Here is a 25,834-nt window from a genome sequence, read left to right on the forward strand (position 1 = left end):
GCTGCACATGAGCATACAGGGCAGCGGAGAGCATCCGACATTCCCTGCGCAATGGCTTTACGGCTTATAACGCGCTCTCCCCGGTGAGACGGCCTCTATTGCCACCGTCGCCCCTCGGAAGCGTTGGCTCCCGAAAGACTTGACGCCGTTACGGGCGCCAGGACCACACGCTTTCACCGTACGCATCAGCCGCGACCGTCAATCGCAACGTCAGCGTCCACCGCATCCCCGCCCCTCGTCATGACGACGGCCGACGCCCCTCTTGATAGGACGGGATGGCGATAGATGCGCACTGATTTGGGTCGGATGAAAACAGATATATTTTTGATTTTCGGAAATTTTAGACTTGACATGATTTCCGTAAATCAGAACTGATTTGCCCGTCGGGTTGATTTGTCGCACCCGGTTCGCAAGATTGCGCTTGCGTGCAAGGCGACGCAGTCGGTGTTCGCAATTCGGCCAAGGAATTGCGACACGCGTGGTTCGCAAGTCTGCGGCCACCGCCATTGCGAGCAGAGCCTTCGGTGGAGATCGATCACGCCTATTCAGAGCTTCTATCGTCGATACCCGCAGGTCCGGGAAAGACCGAACAACGGGCATGTTGCGGAGATGGCACCCCGCACAAGTTGTTGTGGCTTTCCGCGACTGCCCCTTTCAGTTCGCCTAAATCAGTGATTGTATGACCACATTTCGCAATCGGAGAGCACCTTCGCAACGGGGGAGAGCGTCGTGAATTACACGGGTCTGCGGTGGATCAAGGATACGAAGCAGCGGCAACGCATCATAGCCGGGCTGAGAAAGTTGCGCGCCGGACTTAAAAGCAAGGTGCCGGCCAAAAGCGACCACTCGCTGCTGCTGGCGACGTGGAACATTCGTGAGTTCGGCGGCGCCAAATACGGCGGACGCACGCCCGACGCGATGTATTACATCGCGGAGTGCATGAGCCGCTTCGACCTGATTGCGGTTCAGGAAGTCCGAGCCGATCTCAAGGCGCTCAGGGACATCATGCGGCTGCTAGGCCGGCAATGGAACGTCATCTTCACGGATGTCAGCTACGCCGACAGCGGCAATGGCGAACGGCTTGCCTTCGTCTACAACACGACCAAGGTCAGCTTTACCGGCCTTGCCGGTGAACTGGTCCTGCCCGGCAAGAGCGCGACGGAGATCATGAGCCAGATCTCCCGCACGCCGTTCGTCTGTGGCTTTCAGGTCGGCTGGGCCAAGTTCAATCTCTGCACGGTTCACATCTACTACGGTACGAGCAAGGCCGAGGATCCGAAGCGCGTCGACGAGATCAACGCACTCGCCAAGCTGCTTGCCGCGAAGGCGAAAGACTACATCAACACCAAGACGCCGGTTGATTATTCGCCCGAACATCTTGTGTTGCTTGGCGACTTCAACATCTTCTCGCGCACCGACAAGACGTATGAGGCGCTCACGAAGAACAAGTTCGTGGTGCCGGCCGCACTGCAGAAACTGCCCGCCGGAAGCAACGTGGCCCAGGACAAGTTCTATGACCAGATCGCGTTTTTCAAACAGAAGGTAGGTGTGACAAGCACGAATGCTGGCATCTTCGACTTCTTCAAATACGTTTTTGACGATCCGAAGGAATTCAAAGGCGGCAAGAGCGCACCGACCGCCAAGGCATTCCCGCAATGGCGCACCTACCAAATGTCGGATCACCTGATCATGTGGACCGAGTTCAGCGTCGACCAGACAGATACGTACCTGAAATCGCTGGCGGCCTGGGATGGCAAGTGATTTTCCGGACAAGTGAGGGATTCCGGGCCCGTAGGGCGGGTTCTCTTTAACCCGCCATCTCGCAATCGAGCGGCGGGTTAAAGAGAATCCGCCGTACAAAGGTCTTCCGCCACGGGCATTGCGAACGAAAGCGCCGTCGCAGCCGAAGCGGGGATCGGCCGCTCCTCAATCCAATGGGGCCGAACGGGTTCGTCCCCGCGGCACGGTACGTTTCGGCAGGTCGCCAATGCGTGCCCGGAGGCGTGGCAGCATGGAGTCCAGAAAGGCGCGCAACTTGATTGACCGGCAGAAGCGGTTGGGCGGCTAGACGAAGCTGGCCGCATCCAAATCCGTACGTTCAAATCTCACCAACGTGAGGCGCGGCATCATTTGATCAATCTGCAATGTTGGTCGCCGCTATGGCGAAACGACGGTAACCAGCCATCGAACGGGAATACTGGAACTGTCTTCCTTGACCGAGCGGACCATGCCCCTCACGGTCGCCGAGCCAAAGGTCAGGGTGGCCACTTGTCCCCGATACTGGGCGTAGCGGCTGCGTCGGGCCTCGGTAGGGTCATTGGTTTCGATCTGCTGCACGTATCCCGCCAATCCGTTCATGAAACACAAATCGTGACCATGTGCAGAAACTGTAAGCGCATGCAGTTAACGAATGTCCGACAGTGCCGCAGGCATCGTCCAAACAAATGCTGAATAAGCCGGTTGCCATCTCGCTATTTGGGCAAAAGAGACTATATGTGGAACATCATCGCGCGCCCCCGGCAGTTATCGATGACTGAGAGCGTTGCGCTCCCGCCTCAACCAAGCAGGCGGTCCGTTGTCAAATCCCCCAACATCCGACTTCCGTGAGTGGCTGGTGCCTCCGGTGCCGCTGCCGATCTTTTTCGTCATGCTGATCGCCGCCGCGGTCATTTTTCAAAGTTGATCCGTCCACGCAAGACCGCAGCACAAAACCCATCGGAAGGTCGCAATGGCCAACAAAGCAACCGTCAGGAACGCGTATGGCGTGCCGGCCATGTTCGCCGGATCAAAAACAGGCAGCGATGACGCTGCTTTCGTTTTTGTCAGGGTCGGAAATGAGGAGCGCCGCATGCGATGGGCCGAATGGGATGCGCTCCCGGCATGGACCGGACCTCGTCCCTCCTGGGGACCAAAGTCTGGCACCCCGTCGACACTCGACCAGCCATAACGGTCCCGGTTCCCTTGTTAGACGCACTGGCAGCGTCTTTCGGCAATCGATGCTGGGCTTCTTGGGACGCAAAATGGCGACCGCCGCTGGTTGAGAAGCGTAAACAGGCCGTGGCCTGTTGTAATCGCGTGGTGGAGTAGCCACCTAAGGAACACTCAGCGTCCGATCCGCATTAAGTCCGGATACGCGACGCCTTTGCCATGCCAAATTCTAACGACGATAGCGGCCAACGGCACGTCGCCCTGACGTGCGCGTCATGGGTCAGGGACATCCTATGCCTACCGAACATGCCGCCGTGCGGGTCGTCCACAAGCCCTGGGGGGCCCGTGATCTGCACCCCTGGAGCACTATTGACGGGTCTGGTGACGCGATCGGCGAGCTGTGGTTCGACCGGGCCGACAAGGATGCGCCTACCCCGGCCTTGCTTCTCAAGCTGCTGTTCACCAGCGAACCGTTGTCGATCCAGGTACATCCGGACGACACCTACGCGCGCGCGATCGGGATGCCGAACGGCAAGAGCGAAGCGTGGTATATCCTTTCGGCTGAGCCCGACGCGCAGATCGGCGCTGGATTAAAGCACCAGGTAACACCACAGCAATTGCGCGCGTCCATCCGGGACGGGTCGATCGCCGAACTGATGCACTGGCGAGCGGTTGCGAAAGACGACGTCATCTACATCCCGGCCGGCACCATCCACGCCATCGGCGCCGGTATTGTGCTCGCCGAAATTCAGCAGCGCAGTGACGCGACATTCCGCCTGTTCGACTATGGCCGGCAACGCGAATTGCACGAAGACGATGGGGTCGCGGTCGCTCACCCATGGCCGCTTCGAACGCCCTGCAATCCGACGCGCCTTTCCGCGGACCGAACGGTCCTCGTCGCCAGCCGGCATTTCGTTCTCGAGCGCGTTGAGCTGCCCGAGGGTTCAAGCTGGGCGCTGCTTGCCGAACCGGAGACCTGGATTCTCGTTCTCGGCGGTCACGCCGCCATCGGACTGGTCGCGGCCTCGACCGGGGAGGCCATCTTCGTCGCCGGCGGACGCACCAGCATCGAGGTCGGCAGCCATGGACTGAGTGCCTTGATCGCGTATCCGGCGAGCCGTCCGATCGATTCCCTGTTGCAAAGGCTTGGTGAAACACCGGGCAACGCTGCCAAACCGGCTGCTCCTGCTGTTCCGCAGTTTGAAGGCGCCAAGGAGATGCGAACATGACGCCGCTTCGCCGCATCGCCGTCATCGGCAATTCGCTGCCCCGCCGCTGCGGTATCGCCACCTTCACGACCGATCTGGAACGCGCGCTTTCCAGTTCCCGGCCGGATCTGGAGGTCAGCATTGTCGCAATGAACGACCACGGACAAGCCTACGACTATCCCGCTTCGGTTGCCTTGCAGATCAAGGATGACACCATTGAAGACTATGTGCGTGCCGCGGCCTTCCTGAACGCCGGCCGGTTCGACGTCGTCTGCCTGCAACATGAATTCGGAATCTTCGGTGGCGAAGCCGGCGGGCACATCCTCGAGCTGCTTTCACGCCTCAGCATGCCCGTCATCACCACGCTGCACACGGTGCTGGCCAAGCCGACCGCCGCCCAGCGTGCGGTCATGGAGCGCATCGTCGATGCTTCTTCGAAGATCATTGTGATGGCCAACAAGGGCCGCGAGATGCTGCGCAGCGTTTATCGCGTACCGGACAACAAGATCGAGGTGATCGCGCACGGCATTCCCGATTTTCCGTTTGTCGAACCCGACGCGGCAAAGGCCAAACTCGGATTCAGCGACCGCTCCGTCATTCTGACCTTCGGCCTGCTCTCCCCCAGCAAGGGCATCGAGGTCATGATCGACGCCATGCCCTTGATCCTGGAACGTCGCGCGGACGCGGTCTATGTCGTGCTCGGCGCGACGCATCCAAATCTGGTGCGCGACCAGGGCGAAGCCTATCGCGAGAGCCTTGTGACGCGCGTGCGCGAACTTGGCGTCGAGAACCATGTCGTATTCCTCGACCAGTTCGTCGATCAGGCGACGTTGTTAGAGTTCATTTCGATGTGCGATGTCTACGTCACGCCCTATCTCAATGAAGCGCAGATGACGTCGGGGACGCTTGCCTACAGCTTCGGATTGGGCAAGCCGGTGGTGTCGACGCCGTATTGGCACGCGCTGGAGCTGCTGAATGACGGCCGTGGCGTCATCGTTCCCTTCGGCAACGCGGTCGCGATCGGCAAGGAAATAGCGCAATTGCTCACCAATGCCCCTCGTCGGCAGGCAATGCGCGAGCGTGCCTACTCGATCAGCCGATCGATGACATGGGAGCGTACGGCCGAGCGTTACATGGCCACTTTCGAACATGCGCGCCATGGGGACTGGCTCAAGGTGGTGGCGCGTACCGGGCCGGTCGCGATCGCGCACAGCCCTGCGGCGTCGGACATGCAGTTGGATCACTTTCTTTCCATGTGCGACGATACCGGCCTGTTCCAGCATGCGGTGCATTCGGTGCCCGATCGCGCCCATGGCTATTGCGTGGATGACAATGCCCGCGCCTTGCTGCTGGCGTGCGCCCTCAACAATCCGGGCGAAACGCGCTTGTCCGAAGTTTTGACGGCCCGTTTTGCCGCCTTCGTGCAGCATGCGTGGAATCCGGACACCAAACGCTTTCGCAATTTCATGGGCTTCAATCGAACATGGCTCGAGGATCGCGGCTCCGAAGACAGTCATGGGCGAACCTTATGGGCGCTGGGTGAGTGCGCGCGCAGGGACGCAAGCCCGTCGCGACGCCGATGGGCCGCCGCCTTGTTTGCCGAGGCATTGCCGGCCGTCGAGGCCTTCAGTTCGCCCCGCGCACTGGCCTTCACCCTGCTGGGTCTGGACGGCTATTGCGCCGTTGCTCGCGATGATGCGCACGCCCGGGAAATCCGACATTCTCTCGCCGACAGGTTGATGTCGGGGCTCGCGTCGGTCGAAACGCCGGACTGGACCTGGTTCGAGGAAGGCCTGGCGTATGACAATGCGCGCCTGCCGCAAGCCTTGATGCTGACAGGCATGGCCACGCAAACACTCGATTACCTCGCTGCCGGATTGCGGTCGCTGCGTTGGCTGATGACACAACAAACGACCTCGATGGGACATTTCCGCCCCGTCGGCACCGCCGGCTTCGGTGAACTGCGCCAGGCGCCGCGCGCGTTCGACCAGCAGCCGGTAGAGGCAGCGGCGACGATCGCGGCCTGCCTGACCGCCTGGCGCGCGGAGGGTGACGCCGAATGGAAGGCGATCGCAAACAACGTTTTCGCCTGGTTTCTCGGCCGCAACGATTTATCGATCGCGCTGGTCGATCCCGAGACCGGCAGTTGCCGGGATGGCTTGCATCCCGACCGCGCCAACGAAAACCGCGGCGGCGAGTCGGTCGTGTCCTATCTGCTCGGTCTTGCCGATATTCGTCAGCTGGCGCGCGTCAATGTCAGCGTGACACCCCCCGTGGCGCTTCGCGCCATCGGCGCCTGAGTCCAGTTTCCTCCAACTAACCGAGGACATCTTGTTGCAAGCCACTTTCCTGCATCGGCAAGCACTCTATCTGCGCCCCGACCCCACGCGCGTGATCGTACGCCCGTTCAAGCCGACGACTGAACCGCGCGACCTCAACCCGACCGACAAGACCCGCGCCAACCACATCGTCGAGCGCGTGCTCGCACTCGATCCGCAAGTCACAGCCAGCCTGTTGGCCGACGTGCTGGAGAACTTCAAGGGCCGGCATCGCAACCTGCTGCAGGAATTCGAGTTCCGCGCCGACGAGATGGAACAGGCGCTGGCGGCTCACGGCGCTTTTTCCAGCGTCCAGCGCCAGTTGATCGGTGCTTATTTCCTGAACGAGTACTCGTTCGAGGCCTCGGCGCTGTTCAATCCCAGCATCGTACCGCATCCCGACCAGTCTGGAGCGCCGAAAGGCGGCCTCCGCTTCGTGCTTAGTCTCCGGGCCGTTGGCGAAGGCCACGTGTCTTCGCTGACATTTCGCACCGGCACCATTGCCGCCGACGGTAGCCTGGCCGTCGATCCGACCGCGCGGCTGGCCTCCAGCCCCCGGGTCGGACGTCGCGTATCCGGACCATCCGGCGAAGCGGTTGAGATCACCTTCAAGGAGGAACAGGATATCAGCGAACGCGTGATATTTCCGGTTACCGCATCCCAATCCCAGGGCATCGAAGACGCCCGTTTCGTCGAATTCAGCGATGGTGACCACAAGACTTACTACGCTACCTTTACCGCCTATACCGGCAGAGCGATACGATCGGAGTTGATCGAGACCAGCGACTTCCTGTCATTTCGAATGTCGCCGCTGCAGGGGACCGCGGCCCACAACAAGGGCATGGCGCTGTTCCCGCGCAGGATCGACGGCAAGTACGCCATGATCGCGCGTCAGGATAATGAGAACCTCTATCTGATCTATTCGGATGATTTGCATCAGTGGGACGGCGGTCAGGCGATCCTGAAACCACAATTCCCCTGGGAGTTCGTGCAGATCGGAAACTGCGGGTCACCGATCGAGCTGGATGAAGGCTGGCTGCTGCTCACGCACGGTGTTGGTCCGGTCCGGAAATATTCGATCGGCGCGGCGCTGCTCGACAAGAAAGACCCGTCCAGGGTGCTGGCGCGTTCGGTCGAGCCGTTGCTGCATCCCGAACAGTCCGAACGCGAAGGCTATGTTCCCAACGTGGTCTATACCTGCGGCGCGATGCGCCACAATGACCAGATCATTTTGCCCTACGCCATATCCGACACCTACTCCAACTTTGCGACCATCAAGATCGCAGCCCTGCTGCGAGCAATGTCCTGATGGTGCGGAGAAGCTATTCGCCTGCTTCGACGTCCGCTTTACCGCTGCCTCGAGACTTCCGCCGAGCCTAGCCCGGTCTGGATTTCATGCGGCGCCCAGCCGTACAGCCCGATCACGTCGAAGGCGGCCTGGATGCGGCCGTCGGGATTGGCCAAGCGCTCGCGGCAGCGAATATTGAACCGCTCCTCACCCCAATGGCGACGAACCGGCTCGCGCTCGCGGCACGGCACGTTTCGGCAGGTCGCCAATGCGCGCTCTGAGGCGCGGCAGCGCGAAGTCCAGGAAGGCCCGCAATTTGACCGGCATGAAACGGTTGGGCGGGTACACAAAGCTGACGGGCAGCGGCGGCGGCTCAAAATCCTGCAGCAGCAGCACGAGCTCGCCGGATTTGATCGATTCGGCAAGTTGGTAGGAGAACGCCGCGGCGATCCCCATACCCGCGCGCGCGGCATCGCAGGTTGCTTCAAGGTTGTTCAAGACGAGGCGCGACCGCACCGGCACCACATATTCGGTCTGGTCCCGTTTGAACGTCCATGTGGTTGACGAGTGGAACGGCAGGAAGCTGATGCAGTCGTGGGTGGAGAGGTCTTCAGGGGATTTGGGCGTCCCCCGCGATTTCAGATACGCCGGGCTCGCGCACAACACGCGGCGGATTTCTCCAATCCGGATCGCGATCAGGCTGCTGTCGGTGAGGATCCCGATCCGAAGCGCGACATCGACATGGTCCTCGACGAGATTGACCGGCCGGTCCTGCAAATCGAGTTGAATGTCCACCTCCGGAAAGACAGCCACGAACTCCGCCATCACCGGCACCAGATGTAGCCGGCCAAACGCAAACGGCGACGACACAATCAAATCTCCGCGCGGCGTCGTGTACTCGCCGGACGCCGTGCGTTCGGCTTCGGCCACGTCGGCGAGGATTCGTTTCGAGGCGGCGATGTAGGAGCGGCCCGCATCCGTCGGCACGAGCGCACGGCTTGAGCGGTTGAACAGCTTGGTCTGCAGATGCGCTTCGAGCTCGGAGACTTTCCGGCTGACCGTTGCGAGCGGCGTTTTCTGCCGACGCGCCGCAGCCGACAGGCTGCCGGCCTCGGCAACCGCCAGCACCAGCGACATGGCTTCGAAGCGGTCCATTGGATGTTTCCATCTGGTGGAAGGGTGTTTCTCAAATTTACCAGATACCCATCATTTTCGGAAGGGTCTAGTTACGAACGCAACGGACTGGCCCCCAACCCCGAATTCCAGGAGACCGACATGACCTCGATCCAGACCAAAGGCATCGCCCTGATCACCGGCGCATCAACCGGCATCGGCGCAATCTACGCCGACCGGCTGGCGAAGCGCGGCCATGACCTCATTCTGGTCGCCCGCAACAAGGATCGGCTCGCCTCCCTGGCGCGCCGGATCGCGGGCGACACCGGCCGCAAGGTCGAGACGGTCGAAGCCGATCTCACCGTCGCTGCGGATGTCAGGCGCGTCGGGGACATCCTGCGGACCAACGCCGGCATCTCCATGCTGGTCAACAATGCCGGCGTCGGCGCCACCGGGCCGCTGGTCTCCTCCGACATCGACAAGATGGACGACATGATCAGCCTGAACGTCACCGCGCTGACGCGCCTGACCTATGCAGCGGTCCCCGGATTTGTTGCCCGCGGCCACGGCACGATCATCAACATTTCGTCGATCGTCGCGATCGCGCCGGAGGTGCTGAACGGTGTCTACGGCGGCACCAAGGCTTTTGTACTCGCGTTCAACCACTCGCTGGTTCACGAGATAGCCGACAAGGGCGTCCGCGTGCAGGCGGTGCTGCCGGGCGCCACCGCCACCGAATTCTGGGACGTCGCCGGCATGCCGGTTCATCATTTGCCGCAGCAGATGGTGATGTCGGCCAACGACCTGGTCGACGCTGCCCTTGCGGGCCTCGACCTTGGCGAGACCGTGACCATCCCGTCGCTGCCCCACCAGGCGGAATGGGATCGTTATGAGGCGGCGCGCCGCGCGATGTCGGACAAGATTTCGAGCGCCATCCCGGCCCCCCGCTACAACGTGCGCAACCACGAGCGCATCAGCGCCTAGCAACAAATTCAGCCGAACATCGAATTGAAACCATCACCCAGAAAACGGAGGTCACCATGTCATACGTTACAACTCAGCTTCCGACCGCGGCACTAAGCCCATTTGTCCGCTGGCGCGATCATGCCGAACATCTGCTCGCCTACGCCGAGCCGATCAGCCGCGCCGGCCTCTACGTCTCGCTCGCGGTCATCTACGCCTGGTTCGGCGCGATGAAGTTTACGCAATACGAGGCCAACGGGCTGGTGCCGCTGGTGGAGAACAGCCCGCTCGTCGGCTGGTTCTATGCGCTGCTTTCGGTCCGCGGCTTCTCCACCTTCCTCGGCTTTGTCGAGCTCAGCATCGGCCTGCTGATCGCCCTCAGATTGGCGAGCCCGATCTTTTCCGCGGCCGGCGGCGTTCTCTCGGCCGGGCTCTTCGTCACGACCCTCAGCTTCATGATCTCGACGCCTGATGTCGTCGTGCCGGAGCTCGGCTTCCCCGCGATCTCGGTCGCGCCGGGTCAGTTCCTCCTGAAAGATGTCGGCCTGTTCGCCGCCTCCTTCTGGGTATTCGTCGACTCGCTGAAGACCGCGGTTCGCAAGTGATCAACCTTTCCAAACAAGATGGAGCAAGAACATGAGCAAGCGATTGGACTACAACCAGGTTGCACCGGCAGGCGTGAAAGCGCTGGGCGGCGTCTACGGCTACGTCATGCAGAGCGGCCTTTCCCCCGTGCTGGTCGACCTGGTCTACTTACGGATTTCCCAGATCAACAACTGCGCCTACTGCCTCGACATGCACACGCGCGACCTGCTCAAGAAGGGGCAGACGGTCGAGAAGCTCGCGCTGCTGCAGGCATGGGCGGAAGCCGGCAATCTGTTCGATGAGCGCGAACGCGCCGCCCTGGCATGGGCCGAGACGGTGACGCGCGTTGCCGATACCGGCGTGCCGGATCAGGCGTATCAGGCCGCCCGCGCCGTGTTCGAGGAGCGCGAGCTCGTCGACCTCACGATCGCGATCGGCCTGATGAACGCCTACAACCGCCTGGCCATCAGCTTTCGCAACACGCCGCAGGCCGCGATCGAGAGTTTGAAGGCGGCATAGTCATGTTCTCGCGGCGTGAAGCAGCGCACCATCTACTTCGGCGCCCGCTTCACCGCCGCCTCCAAACTCGCCTTCGCCGAGCCCGGGCGCAGCGGTTTTGGCTGGCTTTCATGCGGCGCCCAGCCGGACAGCCAGATCACGTCGAAGGTGGCGCGGATGCGGCCGTCCGAATCGGCAAAGCGTTCGCCGTAAATCTCTGCCATCCGCAGCAGCGTGGCGCGGCGGGTGGGTGCCCGCCGGCGCTCGGCCAGAATATTGGTCGCGCCCATCCTTCTCAGATCGGTCATCAGCGCCAACGCGCTGTCGTAGCGCACTATGAGGCGATCGACGTCGGTGACCGGCAGCGCAAAGCCCGCGCGTTGCAACAGCGCGCCGACATCGCGCAGATCGGCAAACGGCGCCACGCGCGGCGACACCCCGCCCTCGCATTCGGCCTCCGCCGCCGCAAAGGATTGCCGGAGTTCGGTGAGCGTATCGCCGCCGATCATCGCCGCCAGCAGCAATCCATCCGGCCGCAGCGCGCGCCTGATCTGCGCGAGCACGCCGGGCAGATCGTTGACGAATTGAAAGGCGAGCGCGGAGACCGCAAGATCGAGCGATTCCGGTAGCAGCCGCAGCGTTTCCGTTTCATCCGGTTCGACCCGGGTGATGGATTTGAAACGATCCGCCAGCGGCTTGCGCAGCAATTCGCCCGGCATCCAGATTTCGGCGGCGTCGGCAAAATCCCGCGTCACCGCCTGCAAACGCTCTTCGATGTCTTCGGTGACGCGATCGAGCAGAAACGTCGCCGGCCCGAGGCGCCGCGCACGATCCTGCCGCGCGCGCAACAGCGCGCGGTCGAACAGGATGGGTGCGGTGGTCGGGTTTTGAGCCATGGCGGTTGGTACGCTGACCGGCGCGCATCTGCAATCCGAAGTCTCGCGTACCGGGAATACGCCGTGGCATTTGCCGATGGTAGCCGCAGCTTGTAATCTACCACCGACTGTAACCCGACAATTCAACCGCGGTATCGTTCATGCTCACGGTTCACCTGCGCGACATAAATGCGGGAGTGGTGAAAGCCTGGGAACGAGCCTTCAAGGGCGTGCCGGGAGTCTCCGTCTCCCGTGGAGATATCTTCGAGCATGACGCCGATGCCATCGTCAGCCCCGCCAACAGTTTTGGTTACATGGATGGTGGGATAGACCTGCTGTATTCGAGGTATTTTGGATGGGAGCTTGAAACGAGCCTGCGAGCCTTGTTGTCGGAGCAACACTACGGCGAGTTGCCAGTCGGGCAGGCCGTGGTGCTCGCCACAGGCCACGAGATCATCCCATTCCTTGTCAGCGCACCAACCATGCGGGTGCCGATGAACATAAGCCAAACCGTCAATGTTTATCTTGCCTTCCGGGCTGCGCTAATTGCGGTGCTCGCCCACAATGCCACCGCCGACGCACCGATCCGGTCGCTACTGGTGCCGGGTTTAGGCACGGGTATTGGTGAAGTGACACCTGAACGAGCAGCCATGCAGATGCGGCTCGCCTACAACGCTATTATCAACGGCGAAGGTATAAAGAGCCGCAACGCCCGCGCGGTCCTGGCGGAGCACCGTGCACTGCTCTCATAACCCGCGACCGCTTGAGGATCGCGTCCAGCAGCGCTAGCCTCGCCCCATGGACGCCGAGGCATCACCACCACGCTCCATCTCCACCCATTGGCGCGGCGTGCTGAACGCGGCGCGCGAGGTGTTCGCGCATATTCCGCGGCTGGCGCTCGACATCGCGCTGCCGACGCTGTGCGTTTCCTGCCGCGAGCCGGTCGATGGCGAGGGCGTCTGCGCGGAATGCTGGGCCAAATTGTCGTTCATCGAACCGCCCTACTGCCCGCGGCTCGGCATTCCCTTTGTCTACGACCCCGGGCCCGATTTGCTGTCGATGGAGGCGATCGCCAATCCACCGGCCTACCAGCGCGCCCGCGCCGCCGTGCGCTACGACGATGTCGCGCGCACGCTGGTTCATTCGCTGAAATACCAGGACCGCACCGATCTGGCCCCCGCGATGGGGCGCTGGATGGCCCGCGCGGGCCAGGAATTGCTTGGGGAAGCCGACGTGCTGGTCCCGGTTCCCCTGCATTGGCGGCGTGGCTGGAGCCGCCGCTACAACCAGTCCGGCGCGCTGGCGCGGGTGATTTCGCGCCAAACCGGGGTGAAACTGGCCTCTGAAGCGCTCCGGCGGGTCCGGGCGACCGAACAGCAGATCGGGCTGTCGCGGTCGCAGCGTGCCAGCAATGTGCAGGGCGCCTTCAAGGTCGCCCCTGACCGCACGGCTGACATCCAGGGCCGCCGCGTGGTCCTGATCGACGACGTCCTGACCTCCGGCGCCACCACCGACGCCTGCGCCCGTGCCTTATTGCGCGCCAAGGCCGCGCAGGTCGACGTGCTGGTATTCGCGCGGGTTGTGGACACCCACCGGGCTCCCATATAATTCAAAGACTTGTCATTCCCGGAACTTGCGAACCAGAGCGCTTCATGACCGCTGCCGTTGAAATCTACACCCGCCCGGGCTGCGGTTACTGCACCGCGGCCAAATCGCTGCTGACGCGCAAGAATGCCGCGTTCACCGAACTCAGCGTATCCAGCGACCCTTCGTACCGCGAGCAGATGTACGATCGTGCCGGCGCCGGCGCGACGTTTCCGCAAATCTTCATCGGCGCAACCCATGTCGGTGGCTGCGACGAGCTTTACGCGCTTGACCGCGCGGGCAGGCTCGACGCGATGCTGGCGGGAGAAAAGGCCTCTTCATGAGCGCGACCTTTACCGCCGCAATGGTGCAGATGCGCACCTCCCTGCTGCCGGAGCCGAGCCTCGAGCAGGGCATGAAGCTGATCCGGGAAGCGGTGGCGCAGGGCGCCGATTATGTGCAAACCCCCGAGGTGAGCAACATGATGCAGCTGAACCGCAAGGCGCTGTTCGAGCATCTGGCAGCTGAGGAAGACGACAAGTCGCTGAAGGCGTATCGCGCGCTGGCGGCGGAGCTGAAGATCCATCTGCATGTCGGCTCGCTGGCGCTGCGCTTCTCGCCGGAGCGCGCGGTCAACCGTTCGTTCCTGATCGGGCCGGACGGCAATCTGCTCGCCAGCTACGACAAGATCCATATGTTCGACATCGACCTGCCCGGCGGCGAGAGCTATCGCGAATCGGCCAATTATCAGCCGGGCGAAACCGCCGTGATCTCGGACCTGCCGTGGGGCCGGATCGGGCTCACGATCTGCTACGATGTGCGCTTTCCGGCGCTCTACCGTGCGCTGGCCGAGAGCGGCGCGTCGTTCCTGTCAGTGCCGTCGGCCTTCACCAAAAAGACCGGCGAAGCACATTGGCACATCCTGCTGCGTTCCCGCGCCATCGAGACCGGTTGTTTCGTGTTCGCCGCCGCGCAATGCGGCCTGCATGAGAACAAGCGCGAGACCTACGGGCACTCGCTGATCGTCGCGCCCTGGGGCGAGATCCTCGCCGAGGGCGGCGTCGAGCCCGGCGTGTTCCTGGCCGAGATCGACCCGTCCAAAGTCGAGACCGCACGGAAAACTGTGCCGTCGCTGCAGCACGGGCGTCGCTTCGGCATCGCCGATCCCAAGGCCGGCCCGGAACATCTGCATCTGGTCCGGGGCTCGGCATGATCCGCTACAGCCTGCGCTGCCAACGGGGCCATGCTTTCGAAAGCTGGTTTCAGAGCTCGTCGGCCTATGAGAGCCAGGAGAAGCGCAAGCTGGTGAGCTGTCCGTCGTGCGGCTCGGTCAAGGTCGAGCGCGCCATCATGGCTCCGCAGATCGTCAGCAAAAAGGGCCGCGAGGACGCGCGCGCCGTGCCGCCTGCGGAAGTCGCAAGCACCGAAGGCGCGGCAACCGAGGCCACGCCGCTGTTGATGGCGCAGGAGCTCGAGCTGCGCGCCAAGATCAAGGAATTGCGCGATCACATCGTAAAGAACGCCGATAATGTCGGCGAGCGCTTCCCCAACGAAGCGCGCAAGATGCATTACGGCGATATCGAGCACCGCCCGATCTATGGCGAGGCGTCGCCCGACGAAGCCCGCGCCCTGATCGACGAAGGCGTCGAGGTCTCGCCGCTGCCGGTGCTGCCGGACGATCGGAATTGATGCGAAGCGTCATTCCGGGATGGTCCGAAGGACCAGACCCGGAATCTCGAGATTCCCCGATGCGCAATTGCGCATCTGAGGTTCGATGCTTCGCATCGCCCCGGAATGACGGCGGGAATGATTAAGCCGCCACCAGCAGCGCCACCCCCGCCACAATCAGGACAATCCCCGCCAATTCCCGCGCCGAGAGCGGTTGCTTGAACGAATAATACGCCACAGCCTGCGCGAACAGCACCTCGACCAGCGCCAGCGTGCGCACATTGGCGGCCGCCGTCAGCGCGAACGCCAAAAACCAGAATTGCGAGGCGAACGCGCCCATGAAGCCCGCCAGCATCGAGGGCTTCCACAGTCCAAGGATTTTTCGGAGCACGTCGGGCGCGCGGATCAGCAGATAGATCGACAGCACCAGCGTCTGCACGAACAGGCCGAACACCAGCGTGTAGGACGCGGCCGTCACGAAGGAAACGCCGGGCACCACGATGACAGCGCCGCGAAAGCCGACCGCCGATAACGCGAATGCCGCGGCGGCACCAAGGCCCAGCAGCGTCGGCTTCAGGTCGGCAAAACCCTTACCGCCAGCCGGCCGCAGCGCCGCGATGACGACACCGGCGGTCGCAATCAGGATCGCGACCACTTTCAGCACCGTCAGATGATCGGCCAGAAAGATGAAGCCGAAGATCGCGGTCTGGATCGCCTCGGTTTTCAGGTACGCCGTCGTCACCACGAACGAGCGGTCGTTCATTGCGAGCAGCATCATGCCGGTGCCGACGATCTGGCTCAGCGCACCCAGCAAAAGCCAGGGCCAGAACGCCGCCGTCGGCCACGGGATATGGTCGCCGGTGACCGTCACGACAACCGCAAAGAAGATGATCGAAAACGGAAAGCCGAACAGGAAACGGATATTGGTCGCGCCCCAGGTCCCGAGCGGCCCCGTCAACGACCGCTGCATCGCATTGCGCGCGACCTGGCCGAGCGCAGCAATGATGGTGAAGGGAATCCAGAGCGAGGCGACCGTGAACATGGGGATACCGTCGGAGGGGTACCGCACCGTGCCGGGCGCGGCGCACGCGGTCAACCGAAACGGCGCATGACAGGATTGCGAAAAGCCTCAACTTTCCATCGTCGTCCCTGCGAACGCAGGGACCCATAGCCGCCGGCGACCGTTTTGCGGGAGACATCCGCCATTTCGCACTATCGATAGATCACGCGGTATGGGTCCCTGCGTTCGCAGGGACGACGAGGGGAGAGAGTTCGGGCTAACGCGGGCCACAGAGCGAAGCGCGACACGACTCCGATCAAGCGGAAACCACTCGTCACAAACACAAATCCATCGTCGTCCCTGCGAACGCAGGGACCCATACGCCGCGGCCGTAGTTGTAAGACAAGCTGGCAACGGCCTTTTTCAATCGCGACATCGGTGGTTATGGGTCCCTGCGTTCGCAGGGACGACGAGGGGAGAGAGTTCGGGCTAGATCAGCAAATCGCTGAGATCACGCCATTCGAGATTCTCACGTTCGATCAGCTCGATCTTCCAGTCGCGCTTCCAGCGCTTGAGCTGCTTTTCCCGCGCGATCGCTTCGTCGGCGCGGTCATATGATTCGACGTAGACCAGCCGAAACACGCCATGGGCTTTGACGAACGAGGAGCCCTCTCCGTTGCGATGCTGCTCAAGTCGCTTCTGAATGGAGTTCGTTACCCCGATGTAGAGGGTCCCGTGGCGTCGGCTTGCGAGGATGTAGACGTAATACATGCTCGGAACGCTGATCTTGCTCGATTACGTGGGCCGGTGGCTATGGGTCCCTGCGTTCGCAGGGACGACAGCGATTTAGACCTGCCTACATCTCCTCCGCGACCACCATGTAGTTCACGTCCATGTCGGACGAGATGCTCCATTTGTCGGCGAGCGGGTTGTAGACCACGCCGGCCTGTTCGGTGATGGCGAGCCGGTTGTTGGCAAGATGCTGGGCGAGTTCGTCGGGGGTGACGAACTTGTTCCACTCATGGGTGCCACGCGGCAGCCAGCGCAGCACATATTCGGCGCCGACGATCGCCAGCGCGAAGCTCTTCCAGTTGCGGTTCAACGTCGAGAGCACCATCATCCCGCCCGGCTTGAGCATCGCCGCGCAGCGGTTGAGGAAGACGCCGACGTCGGTGACGTGCTCGACCACTTCCATCGCCAGCACGATGTCGAAGCGCTCGCGCACGTCCATCTCCTCGGCCGTGGTGCAGCGGTAATCGATCGACAGATGGCCCTTGTCGGCATGCAGCTTGGCGGCGGCGATGTTGGTGGCGGAGGGATCGATCCCGATCACCTGCGCGCCCAGCCGCGTGAACGGCTCGCAGAGCAGGCCGGCGCCGCAGCCGATATCGAGGATGCGCAGGCCGCCCAGGCAATTCAGGCTTTTGACGTTGCGTTCGAACTTGCGGCAGGCGGCGTCGCGGATATAGGTCAGCCGCAGCGGATTGATCTTGTGCAGCGGGGCCATCTTGCCCTTGGGGTCCCACCACTCGTCCGACAGTTTCGAGAATTTTGCGACTTCGGCCGGGTCGACGGTGCTGCCCGATGCGCCGGCGTGATTTGTTTGCGTGGCCATGATTTACGCACCGGCCGGTCGTGCCGTGATGGCATTGCGAAATGCCAACGGCGAAGCAATGGTGTCGAGGGTCTTGCCACCCTCGCCGACCCCCAGCACCGTCACGTCGCCGTAGTTGAGGATGCGGCCGAGGATGCTCTGGTTGACGTCGACGCTCTCGACCTTGTCCACGCTCATCTCGAACGTTTGCCGCTTAACAAAACCGGTCTTGTGGATGACACGGAAATTCGTGACGTCGGTTTCGGTGGTCCAGCGATGGAACCAGGCGGTAGCCGTCTTGTACAAAGCGAAAATCGCGACGATCGCCGCCAGCGACATGCAGACCAGCACCAAAGGACCCGCCGGGATCATGCCCGAGGCCACGAAGAGCGCTGTTGCCACGACCCAGCTCACGATCGCCGGCAGGAAGAAGATCCAGTGCGCATTGGTAGAATACAGCACCTTCTCGCCGGGCTGCAGGATATCGTCGATATAACGCCCCATACACCTAACCTTGCACCTGACCTAAATTGCGCCTGACCTGAATTAACCCGCTACCACAGCATTTTGCGCCATTTTAGACCGAAAATGCACCCGGATGCTTGCCCCGGGACGCGCCGCTATGTATACGCCGCTTTCGGCCCGGGCGCTCCATTTTCGTGCGGGCCACCATACTTATCCTCACAGGGAATGCACGCGTCGTCATGGGCCGCCTCGTGATGAAATTCGGCGGTACATCCGTCGCCAATATCGACCGAATCCGCAACGTCGCGCGTCACGTCAAGCGCGAAGTCGATGCGGGGCACGACGTCGCCGTGGTGGTGTCGGCGATGTCCGGCAAGACCAACGAGCTGGTGGACTGGTGCCGCGACGCCTCGCCGATGCACGACGCCCGCGAATATGACGCGGTGGTAGCCTCCGGCGAACAGGTCACGTCCGGACTGCTGGCGATCGCGCTGCAGGCGATCGGCATTCAGGCCCGCTCCTGGCAGGGCTGGCAAATCCCGATCCGGACCTCGGACGCGCACGCCTCGGCGCGGATCCTCGAAATCGACGGCAGCGAGATCATCAACCGTTTCAAGGATCGCAAGGAAGTCGCCGTCATCGCCGGCTTCCAGGGCATCAATCCGCAGACGGGCCGAATCACCACGCTGGGGCGCGGCGGTTCGGACACCTCGGCGGTGGCGATCGCGGCCGCCATCCGTGCCGACCGCTGCGACATCTACACCGACGTCGACGGCGTCTATACGACCGACCCGCGCGTGGTTCCCAAGGCGCGGCGGCTCGACAAGATCGCCTTCGAGGACATGCTGGAACTGGCCTCCCAGGGCGCCAAGGTTCTGCAGGTGCGCTCGGTGGAACTCGGCATGGTGCATAGTATGCCGGTTTTCGTCCGCTCCAGCTTCGACAAGCCCGAGGATATCGACCCGCACGCCACGCCGCCGGGCACGCTGATCTGCAGCGAGGAGGAAATCATGGAAAACCACGTCGTCACCGGCATCGCCTTCTCCAAGGACGAAGCCCAGATTTCCGTGCGCCAGATCGAGGACAAGCCGGGCGTTGCCGCCGCGATCTTCGGACCGCTCGCGGACGCCAACATCAATGTCGACATGATCGTGCAGAACGTCTCCGAGGACGGCAAGACCACCGACCTGACCTTCACCGTGCCGGCCTCCGACTATACCCGCGCCAGGGACACCATCGCCGCGGCCAAGGACAAGATCGGCTATAAGCGGCTGGACAGTGCCACCGACGTCGCCAAGGTGTCGGTGATCGGCAGCGGCATGCGCAGCCATGCCGGCGTCGCCGCACAGGCGTTCACCGCACTTGCCGCGCGAAATATCAATATCCGCGCCATCACCACCTCCGAGATCAAGTTCTCGGTGCTGATCGACGCCGCCTATACCGAGCTTGCGGTGCGCACGCTGCACACGCTCTATGGGTTGGATCAGGCGTAGCGGCTGTCCTCGTCATTCCGGGGCGACGCGAAGCGTCGAACCCGGAATCCGTTTGGCCTCGGCCTTTGCGGTGAAATGGATTCCGGGTTCAGCCCTGTGGGCTGCCCCGGAATGACGACGGAGAGCGCTTGCCGCAGCAGAGCGCGGAACGGGCAGCCCTCGACAACCCGTATGGAGAGTTGGAATTTCTCTTAGCGCCCGCAGCATTGGCCTGACACAGACGTTATTGCTACTGGCAGGCGTTTTGCTTGGCAAAGCAAGCCTCGATTGGCTATACGGCCTGACAGGTGCGCAGCCGCAAACTGTGCCACAGTTTGGCGATCCCGATTCGGCCGGGAACGATGGTTTTGGTGGCGGCTTGCGGCGGCGCCGAATGAATAAAATTGTTGCTATTGTTGAGTTTCACGCCAGCGCCCGGCCACCCGGCACGCTGGCTTCGCGGGGGAGGATTTTGGCAGATGCGGAGCACGTCGGGAGGCCCCCGCGTCTTGTTGAGACGGCTCCGCGAAACCATGGCGGAGCAGGTCTCCGCCCAGGAGCGGCTGGACAAGATCGTGGTCCTGATCGCGGCCAACATGGTGGCCGAGGTGTGCTCGACCTACGTGCTGCGCGTCGATAACACGCTCGAACTCTACGCCACCGAGGGTCTGAACCGCGACGCCGTCCATAGAACGGTCTTGAGCGCGCATGAGGGCCTGGTCGGCCTGGTCGCCAGCGAGGCCACCCCGCTCAACCTCTCCGACGCGCAAACCCACCCGGCGTTCTCGTTCCGCCCGGAAACCGGCGAAGAAATCTATCATTCGTTCCTCGGCGTGCCGATCCTGCGCGCCGGCAACACGCTCGGCGTGCTGGTCGTGCAGAATCGCGCCAAGCGCACTTACGTCGAGGAAGAGGTCGAGGCGCTGCAGACCACCGCGATGGTGGTCGCCGAGATGATCGCCTCCGGCGAGCTGGCGGCGCTGGCGCAGCCCGGCGCGGAACCCGCGGCGCGGCATTCCCTGCACAAGGCCGGCGCGATCCTGTCCGACGGCATCGCGCTCGGCCACGTCGTGCTGCACGAGCCGCGCGTCGTCATCACCAATTACATTGCCGAAGACCTGCCGAAGGAAATCAAGAAGCTGGACGCGGCGCTGACCAAGCTGCGCGCCGATCTCGACCGCATGCTGGAGCGCGGCGACGTCGCCGAGGGCGGCGAGCACCGCGAGGTGCTGGAAGCCTACCGCATGTTCGCCAACGACCATGGCTGGTCGCACAAGCTGCATGAGGCGGTCGCCACCGGCCTCACCGCGGAAGCCGCCGTCGAGCGCGTGCAGTCCGACACCCGCGCGCGCATGCTGCGTTCGACCGATCCCTATTTGCGCGACCGGTTGCACGACCTCGAAGACCTCGGCCACCGCCTGATGCGGCAATTGGTCGGCCAGGACCACGCGCCGTCACGTGAACAGCTGCCCGACAATGCGATCCTGATCGCGCGCGCGATGGGCCCTGCCGCCCTGCTCGACTATGACCGCAAGCGCCTGCGCGGCCTGGTGCTGGAGGAAGGCACCGCCAATTCCCACGTCTCGATCGTGGCCCGCGCGCTCGGCATTCCCGCGGTCGGCGAAATTCCCAACGCGCCGGGGCTCGCCGATCCCGGCGACGCCATCATCGTCGATGGCACCTCGGGTTCGATCTATGTGCGCCCTTCGGCCGAGATCGAATCGGCCTACGCCGAGCGGGTAAGATTCCGCGCGCGGCGGCAGGCGCAATATTCGGCGCTGCGCGACAAGCCCTGCGTGACCAGGGACGGCCAGAAGATCGAGCTGATGATCAATGCCGGCCTCGTCATCGACCTGCCGCATATCGACGACACCGGCAGCGCCGGCATCGGGCTGTTCCGCACCGAGCTGCAATTCATGGTCGGCCAGAGCCTGCCGCGCACCTCGGACCAGCTCGCGCTGTATCGTACGGTGCTGGACGCGGCGGGATCGAAACCGGTCACGTTCCGCACGCTCGACATCGGCGGCGACAAGGCGCTGCCCTATATGGAGACCGTGATCGAGGAAAATCCCGCGCTCGGCTGGCGCGCGATCCGGCTCGGGCTCGACCGTCCCGGCCTGTTGCGCGGCCAGATTCGCGCGCTATTGCGCGCCGGCGGCGGCCGCGCGCTGAAGATCATGTTCCCGATGATTTCGGAAGTCGCCGAGTTCGATCAGGCCAAGGCCATCGTCGAGCGCGAGCTGACTTATCTGCGTCAGCACGGCCACGCGCTGCCGGAACGCATCGACGTCGGCACCATGGTCGAAGTGCCGGCGCTGCTTTACCAGATGGACGAACTCCTGAAGAAGGTCGATTTCATCTCGATCGGATCGAACGACCTGTTCCAGTTCATGTTCGCGGTCGACCGCGGCAATGCCAAGGTCTCCGAACGGTTCGACACCATGTCGGCGCCGATCTTGAGGGCCTTGCGCGACATCGTGCGCAAGGCCGATGCGGCAAAGAAAAGCGCCTCGCTGTGCGGCGAGATGGCGTCGAAACCGCTCGGCGCGCTGGCGCTGATCGCGCTTGGTTACCGCTCGCTGTCGCTGTCGGCGACCGCCCATGGCCCGGTGAAAGCGCTGATCCTCGATCTCGATGCCAGGAAGGCCGAGGCCGTCATGATGCCGCTGCTTGAAGCGCCGTCCGGCAGCGTCTCGATCCGGCAGAAGCTGACGGAATTCGCGGAAGCCGAAGGGTTGTCGTTGTAGCGAGGCTCTGCCCCGGCAACACCCCCTTCACTTTGCGCCATTGAGAACTCCGACATGTTACCCGAAGCCAAACTCGATATCCTGCTCGCCCATCACGCTTCGCTCGAGGCGGAACTGCTCGGTCAATTGAGCTCAGAGAAATACGTCCAGATCACGCGCGAGCTCGCCGAGCTCAATCCACTGATCGATGCCGTCAAGGCCTATCGCGCGGCGCGCGCCGAGATAACAGACACCGAGACGCTGCTGGCGGATTCCGCGGCCGATCCTGACATGCGCGGCATGGCGGAAGCCGAGCTCGAGACGCTGCAGACGCGCGTTGGCGAACTCGAGCAGAAGATCCGCGTCGCGCTGTTGCCGAAAGACGCGATGGACGACCGCAACGTGATGCTGGAAATCCGCGCCGGCACCGGCGGCGACGAGGCGTCACTGTTCGCCGGCGACCTGTTCCGGATGTATGAGCGTTTTGCCGCGCTGCAGGGCTGGAAGGTGGAGGTGATCTCCGCCAGCGAGGGCACCATGGGCGGCTACAAGGAAATCATCGCCGAAGTGCAGGGCCGCGGCGCGTTCGCCAAACTGAAATTCGAATCCGGCGCGCACCGCGTGCAGCGCGTGCCCGACACGGAAACGCAGGGCCGCATCCACACCTCGGCGGCAACCGTTGCGGTCTTGCCCGAGGTCGAGGATGTCGATGTCGACATCAAGAACGACGATCTGCGGATCGAGACCATGCGCGCCCAGGGCGCCGGCGGCCAGCACGTCAACAAGACCGAATCCGCGATCCGCATCACCCACATCCCGACCGGCATCGTTGTCATGATGCAGGACAGCCGCTCGCAGCATAAGAACCGCGCCTCGGCGATGAACATCCTGCGCTCGCGGATCTATGACGCCGAACAGCAGCGCATCAATGCGGCGCGCTCCGCCGACCGTCGCGAAAAAGTCGGCTCCGGTGACCGCTCCGAGCGCATCCGCACCTATAATTTCCCGCAAGGCCGCGTCACCGACCACCGCATCAACCTGACGCTCTATAAATTGCCGCAGGTGATCGCGGGCGAATCGCTGGGCGAACTGATCGACGCGCTGACGACCGAGCATCAGGCCGCCCAACTCGCCGCACAGGGCGCCCCGGCGTGAATTGAATAAAGCTGTCGTCCCTGCGAAAGCAGGGACCCATAACCACAGGCCTGCGTTATTGCGCGAGATATCAACACCCACCGCTCCCATCGAGAGGCCGCGGCGCCGCGATGAGCGCAATTGCGCTCACGCTGGGGGTCCCTGCGTTCGCAGGGACGACGGATGGATGGATTCTTGCGAGGTCGTCAGGTGACCGAAGCCTTCGCCGGACAAACCGTCGAGACCGCGCGGCGCATACTCACCGCACGCTTCAAATCCGATGCGATCGAATCCAGCGAACTCGACGCGCGGTTGCTGGTCGGCGCGGTGCTTGGCCTTGATCTCACCGGCCTGATCACGGCCGCGCAGCGGCAACTTACGGCAGACCAATCACTGCGGCTGGAAGATTTCGCGGAGCGTCGCCTGCGAGGCGAGCCGGTCGCGCGTATTGTCGGCCACAAGGAATTCTGGGGCCTGCCGCTAGAGCTCTCGGCTGCGACGCTGGTGCCGCGGCCCGACACCGAGACGGTGGTCGAGCTGGCGCTGGAATTATTGCGCGCCGGCGGCGCGCTCAGCCGCAAATTGCGTATCGCCGACCTCGGCACCGGCTCCGGGGCGATCTTGCTGGCGTTGTTGTCGGAGCTGCCAAACGCGCACGGGTTCGGCACCGACATTTCGCCAGCCGCCCTGCAGACCGCCGATACCAATGCCGCGTCGGCAGGGCTCTCTGATCGTACGACGTTCATCGCCTGCGATTACGCGTCCGGATTGACCGGGTCGTTCGACCTGATCGTGTCGAACCCGCCCTATATCCGCTCAGTGGATATCGCCGGTCTCGCCATCGATGTCCGGGAATACGACCCGCTGGCGGCGCTCGATGGCGGCGCCGACGGGCTGGATGCCTACCGCGCGCTGATCCCGCAGGCGGCGCCTCTCCTGGCGCCGGGCGCGGCCCTGGTTGTGGAGGCCGGGGAGGGCCAAAGTGGGCAAATCCAGGCCTTGATGACGGCTGCGGGGCTAATCCCGGCAGGCGCCCCCAAAGCCGATCTGGCGGGCATTCCGCGGGCGGTCGCGGGCGGCAAAATGCCCCGATAAGGCCCTATTGGAACGCAAAAAAACCGCTTGGAATATTGCCCGGGAGCGACTACGTTCCGCTCACAACATCGGTCCAGGGTTGCCGCCCCCGTAATAACGGGTGGAGGCCTGAGTTCTCGAAACGAGAGCCCGCCGAGTGAAAGGTTCCAAAACGCAGGTCCAATCGAGCGCAATAGCCTGAGCTGTGCTGCTCTCGACCGCAAAGCGAACGAAAGCCTGATATTGCGCTTGAATACCTACGCAAGAAACAGTCCCGCAAAACAGTTACGTAGAGCCTGTGCTCCAGCGGCTGTTGAGCTTGTTTCGGTCGGGCGTGTTTCTGTTGGGCTGGTTTTGGCAGGCTAAGTCATTTGGTCCGGCCGGCTGTGAACGCCGGCGGTTGGGGAACGCGTCCTTGTTGAACGCGAGGGTTGGCGAAATCGACGTCATGAATTTGAACGACACCGTGAATCGGTGCGCACAGTCGTGTGCCCGGACCGGTGAGGCTACGACGGCAACGGCATAACTTCAGGGCTGGAATAAAGGCGAGACATGAGAAACGGTCAGAACAACAAGCGGATGCGTAACCGGAATAACAACAATAATAACAACAACAATAATAATAACCGGCGCGGTCAAAACCCGATGACCCGGGTGTTCGAATCGAACGGACCCGACATCAAGATTCGCGGCACCGCCTCCCACGTTGCGGAGAAATACGTCCAGCTGGCGCGGGACGCACGCTCATCCGGCGACCCGGTTGCGGCCGAGAATTACTACCAGCACGCCGAACATTATTTCCGCCTGATCGCTGCCGCCCAGGAGCAATTCCGGCAGAACCAGCCGCAGCCGCGCACCGAAAACGAAATGCCGGCCGAGGAGCACGACGAAGAGGGCGAGAACTTCAATCATTTCGGCCAGGAGCCGGGCTTCGTGCCGCAACAGCAACAGCCGTTCGTGCCACGCGAGAACAATCAGCAGCGCGATTTCCAGCCGCGTGAGGGGCAACCCTTCCAGCGCGACCGCGACCAGCAGCCGCGCGAGCATCATCGCGAACAACGCGAACATCGTCCGCAGCCGCAATATCAGCCGCAGCCCCAGCCGCAGCCGGTGATTGCCGATACCGGCGGCGTCGACCGCCTGCCGTCTTTCATCACCGGGCCGCAGCCGCAGGTGAACGCCGCGCCCGGTGCCTTCGAAGGCAATGGCGGCGGTGAACGTTTCCCGCGCCGGCGCCGCCGGCCGCACGGCCCGCGCCCCGACAACGCAGCCGCCGCGCCGGTCCCGAGCGAAGATTTCAATCCGGGGAATGAGTAGCAAGGTTCTCTAAACTCGTCGTCC

At 62.9% G+C, this 25,834-nt stretch carries 23 protein-coding genes; 17 read left to right on the forward strand and 6 right to left on the reverse strand.

All coding sequences use genetic code 11. From position 1 onward, the window contains the following. Positions 1-729 precede the first annotated feature (729 nt). The 4 genes from JQ629_RS31840 to JQ629_RS31855 all read left to right on the forward strand — a co-directional run bounded on the left by JQ629_RS31840 (position 730) and on the right by JQ629_RS31855 (position 7,763). On the forward strand, positions 730-1,761 hold the full coding sequence (locus JQ629_RS31840) for an endonuclease/exonuclease/phosphatase family protein (protein WP_212415976.1): 1,032 nt from the start codon (positions 730-732) through the stop codon (positions 1,759-1,761). Between the two features lie 1,460 nt (positions 1,762-3,221). Continuing rightward, positions 3,222-4,157 (forward strand): class I mannose-6-phosphate isomerase, encoded by a 936-nt coding sequence (locus tag JQ629_RS31845; RefSeq protein WP_212415977.1) that lies wholly within the window; start codon positions 3,222-3,224, stop codon positions 4,155-4,157. After that, entirely contained in the window at positions 4,154-6,436 is a 2,283-nt protein-coding gene (locus JQ629_RS31850) for a glycosyltransferase family 4 protein (RefSeq protein ID WP_212415978.1), read from the forward strand. The genes JQ629_RS31845 and JQ629_RS31850 overlap by 4 nt, the downstream gene beginning before the upstream one ends. A gap of 31 nt (positions 6,437-6,467) precedes the next feature. Continuing rightward, a complete protein-coding gene (locus JQ629_RS31855) occupies positions 6,468-7,763 on the forward strand; it encodes a glycoside hydrolase family 130 protein (RefSeq protein WP_212415979.1) in 1,296 nt (431 codons plus the stop codon). Between the two features lie 186 nt (positions 7,764-7,949). Here the strand turns inward: JQ629_RS31855 and JQ629_RS31860 are convergent, their stop codons facing one another. Then, positions 7,950-8,897 (reverse strand): LysR family transcriptional regulator, encoded by a 948-nt coding sequence (locus tag JQ629_RS31860; RefSeq protein ID WP_212415980.1) that lies wholly within the window; start codon positions 8,895-8,897, stop codon positions 7,950-7,952. A 120-nt stretch (positions 8,898-9,017) separates the two neighbouring features. Here JQ629_RS31860 and JQ629_RS31865 point away from each other — a divergent pair, with 120 nt between their 5' ends. Genes JQ629_RS31865 through JQ629_RS31875 form a run of 3 tightly spaced genes read left to right on the forward strand, consistent with a single transcriptional unit; the run spans position 9,018 to position 10,922 of the window. After that, positions 9,018-9,839, forward strand: coding sequence for an SDR family NAD(P)-dependent oxidoreductase (locus JQ629_RS31865; RefSeq protein ID WP_212415981.1), 822 nt, complete (start codon positions 9,018-9,020; stop codon positions 9,837-9,839). A gap of 56 nt (positions 9,840-9,895) precedes the next feature. Continuing rightward, the gene (locus JQ629_RS31870) at positions 9,896-10,423 is read left to right on the forward strand and encodes a YkgB family protein (RefSeq protein ID WP_212415982.1); all 528 of its coding nucleotides are present in this window, start codon (positions 9,896-9,898) and stop codon (positions 10,421-10,423) included. Positions 10,424-10,454: 31 nt separating this feature from the next. Further along, positions 10,455-10,922, forward strand: coding sequence for a carboxymuconolactone decarboxylase family protein (locus JQ629_RS31875; protein WP_212415983.1), 468 nt, complete (start codon positions 10,455-10,457; stop codon positions 10,920-10,922). 32 nt (positions 10,923-10,954) lie between these two features. Here the strand turns inward: JQ629_RS31875 and JQ629_RS31880 are convergent, their stop codons facing one another. Then, positions 10,955-11,797: a methyltransferase domain-containing protein gene (locus JQ629_RS31880; RefSeq protein WP_212415984.1), complete on the reverse strand. Its 843-nt coding sequence runs from the start codon at positions 11,795-11,797 to the stop codon at positions 10,955-10,957. Positions 11,798-11,937: 140 nt separating this feature from the next. Between JQ629_RS31880 and JQ629_RS31885 the strand changes: the two genes are divergently transcribed. From JQ629_RS31885 to JQ629_RS31905, 5 genes are read left to right on the forward strand one after another with little or no spacing between them, the layout of a single operon-like run. Then, positions 11,938-12,528 (forward strand): macro domain-containing protein, encoded by a 591-nt coding sequence (locus tag JQ629_RS31885; protein ID WP_212415985.1) that lies wholly within the window; start codon positions 11,938-11,940, stop codon positions 12,526-12,528. 46 nt (positions 12,529-12,574) lie between these two features. After that, on the forward strand, positions 12,575-13,384 hold the full coding sequence (locus tag JQ629_RS31890; RefSeq protein WP_212415986.1) for a ComF family protein: 810 nt from the start codon (positions 12,575-12,577) through the stop codon (positions 13,382-13,384). Positions 13,385-13,428: 44 nt separating this feature from the next. Then, complete coding sequence (gene grxC, locus JQ629_RS31895; RefSeq protein WP_212415987.1) at positions 13,429-13,704, forward strand: glutaredoxin 3; 276 nt, start codon at positions 13,429-13,431, stop codon at positions 13,702-13,704. Next, positions 13,701-14,573: a carbon-nitrogen hydrolase family protein gene (locus JQ629_RS31900; RefSeq protein WP_212415988.1), complete on the forward strand. Its 873-nt coding sequence runs from the start codon at positions 13,701-13,703 to the stop codon at positions 14,571-14,573. Before grxC ends, JQ629_RS31900 begins: the two co-directional genes overlap by 4 nt. Beyond that, positions 14,570-15,049 carry a DUF1178 family protein gene (locus tag JQ629_RS31905; RefSeq protein ID WP_212386493.1) on the forward strand — a complete coding sequence of 160 codons (480 nt, stop codon included), beginning with the start codon at positions 14,570-14,572 and terminating at the stop codon, positions 15,047-15,049. Before JQ629_RS31900 ends, JQ629_RS31905 begins: the two co-directional genes overlap by 4 nt. A 121-nt stretch (positions 15,050-15,170) precedes the next feature. On the opposite strand, the gene JQ629_RS31910 is transcribed toward JQ629_RS31905, so the two are convergent. The 4 genes from JQ629_RS31910 to JQ629_RS31925 form a co-directional block, all read right to left on the reverse strand. Then, on the reverse strand, positions 15,171-16,070 hold the full coding sequence (locus tag JQ629_RS31910; RefSeq protein ID WP_212415989.1) for an EamA family transporter: 900 nt from the start codon (positions 16,068-16,070) through the stop codon (positions 15,171-15,173). A 447-nt stretch (positions 16,071-16,517) separates the two neighbouring features. Then, positions 16,518-16,799 carry a GIY-YIG nuclease family protein gene (locus tag JQ629_RS31915; RefSeq protein ID WP_212415990.1) on the reverse strand — a complete coding sequence of 94 codons (282 nt, stop codon included), beginning with the start codon at positions 16,797-16,799 and terminating at the stop codon, positions 16,518-16,520. Between the two features lie 85 nt (positions 16,800-16,884). Then, the gene (gene ubiG / locus JQ629_RS31920) at positions 16,885-17,643 is read right to left on the reverse strand and encodes a bifunctional 2-polyprenyl-6-hydroxyphenol methylase/3-demethylubiquinol 3-O-methyltransferase UbiG (RefSeq protein WP_212415991.1); all 759 of its coding nucleotides are present in this window, start codon (positions 17,641-17,643) and stop codon (positions 16,885-16,887) included. A 3-nt stretch (positions 17,644-17,646) separates the two neighbouring features. Then, on the reverse strand, positions 17,647-18,126 hold the full coding sequence (locus tag JQ629_RS31925) for a PH domain-containing protein (RefSeq protein ID WP_212415992.1): 480 nt from the start codon (positions 18,124-18,126) through the stop codon (positions 17,647-17,649). A gap of 200 nt (positions 18,127-18,326) precedes the next feature. Here JQ629_RS31925 and JQ629_RS31930 point away from each other — a divergent pair, with 200 nt between their 5' ends. From JQ629_RS31930 to JQ629_RS31950, 5 genes are all read left to right on the forward strand, one after another. Then, entirely contained in the window at positions 18,327-19,580 is a 1,254-nt protein-coding gene (locus tag JQ629_RS31930; RefSeq protein ID WP_212415993.1) for an aspartate kinase, read from the forward strand. A gap of 458 nt (positions 19,581-20,038) precedes the next feature. Then, positions 20,039-22,306: a phosphoenolpyruvate--protein phosphotransferase gene (gene ptsP / locus JQ629_RS31935; RefSeq protein ID WP_212269868.1), complete on the forward strand. Its 2,268-nt coding sequence runs from the start codon at positions 20,039-20,041 to the stop codon at positions 22,304-22,306. 54 nt (positions 22,307-22,360) lie between these two features. Continuing rightward, the gene (gene prfA, locus JQ629_RS31940; protein ID WP_212415994.1) at positions 22,361-23,440 is read left to right on the forward strand and encodes a peptide chain release factor 1; all 1,080 of its coding nucleotides are present in this window, start codon (positions 22,361-22,363) and stop codon (positions 23,438-23,440) included. A 189-nt stretch (positions 23,441-23,629) separates the two neighbouring features. Further along, positions 23,630-24,514 carry a peptide chain release factor N(5)-glutamine methyltransferase gene (prmC, locus tag JQ629_RS31945; RefSeq protein ID WP_349631357.1) on the forward strand — a complete coding sequence of 295 codons (885 nt, stop codon included), beginning with the start codon at positions 23,630-23,632 and terminating at the stop codon, positions 24,512-24,514. Between the two features lie 531 nt (positions 24,515-25,045). Further along, positions 25,046-25,810, forward strand: coding sequence for a DUF4167 domain-containing protein (locus tag JQ629_RS31950; protein WP_212415996.1), 765 nt, complete (start codon positions 25,046-25,048; stop codon positions 25,808-25,810). Positions 25,811-25,834 lie beyond the last annotated feature (24 nt).

This window comes from Bradyrhizobium sp. AUGA SZCCT0222, from assembly GCF_018130205.1.
GTDB lineage: Bacteria > Pseudomonadota > Alphaproteobacteria > Rhizobiales > Xanthobacteraceae > Bradyrhizobium.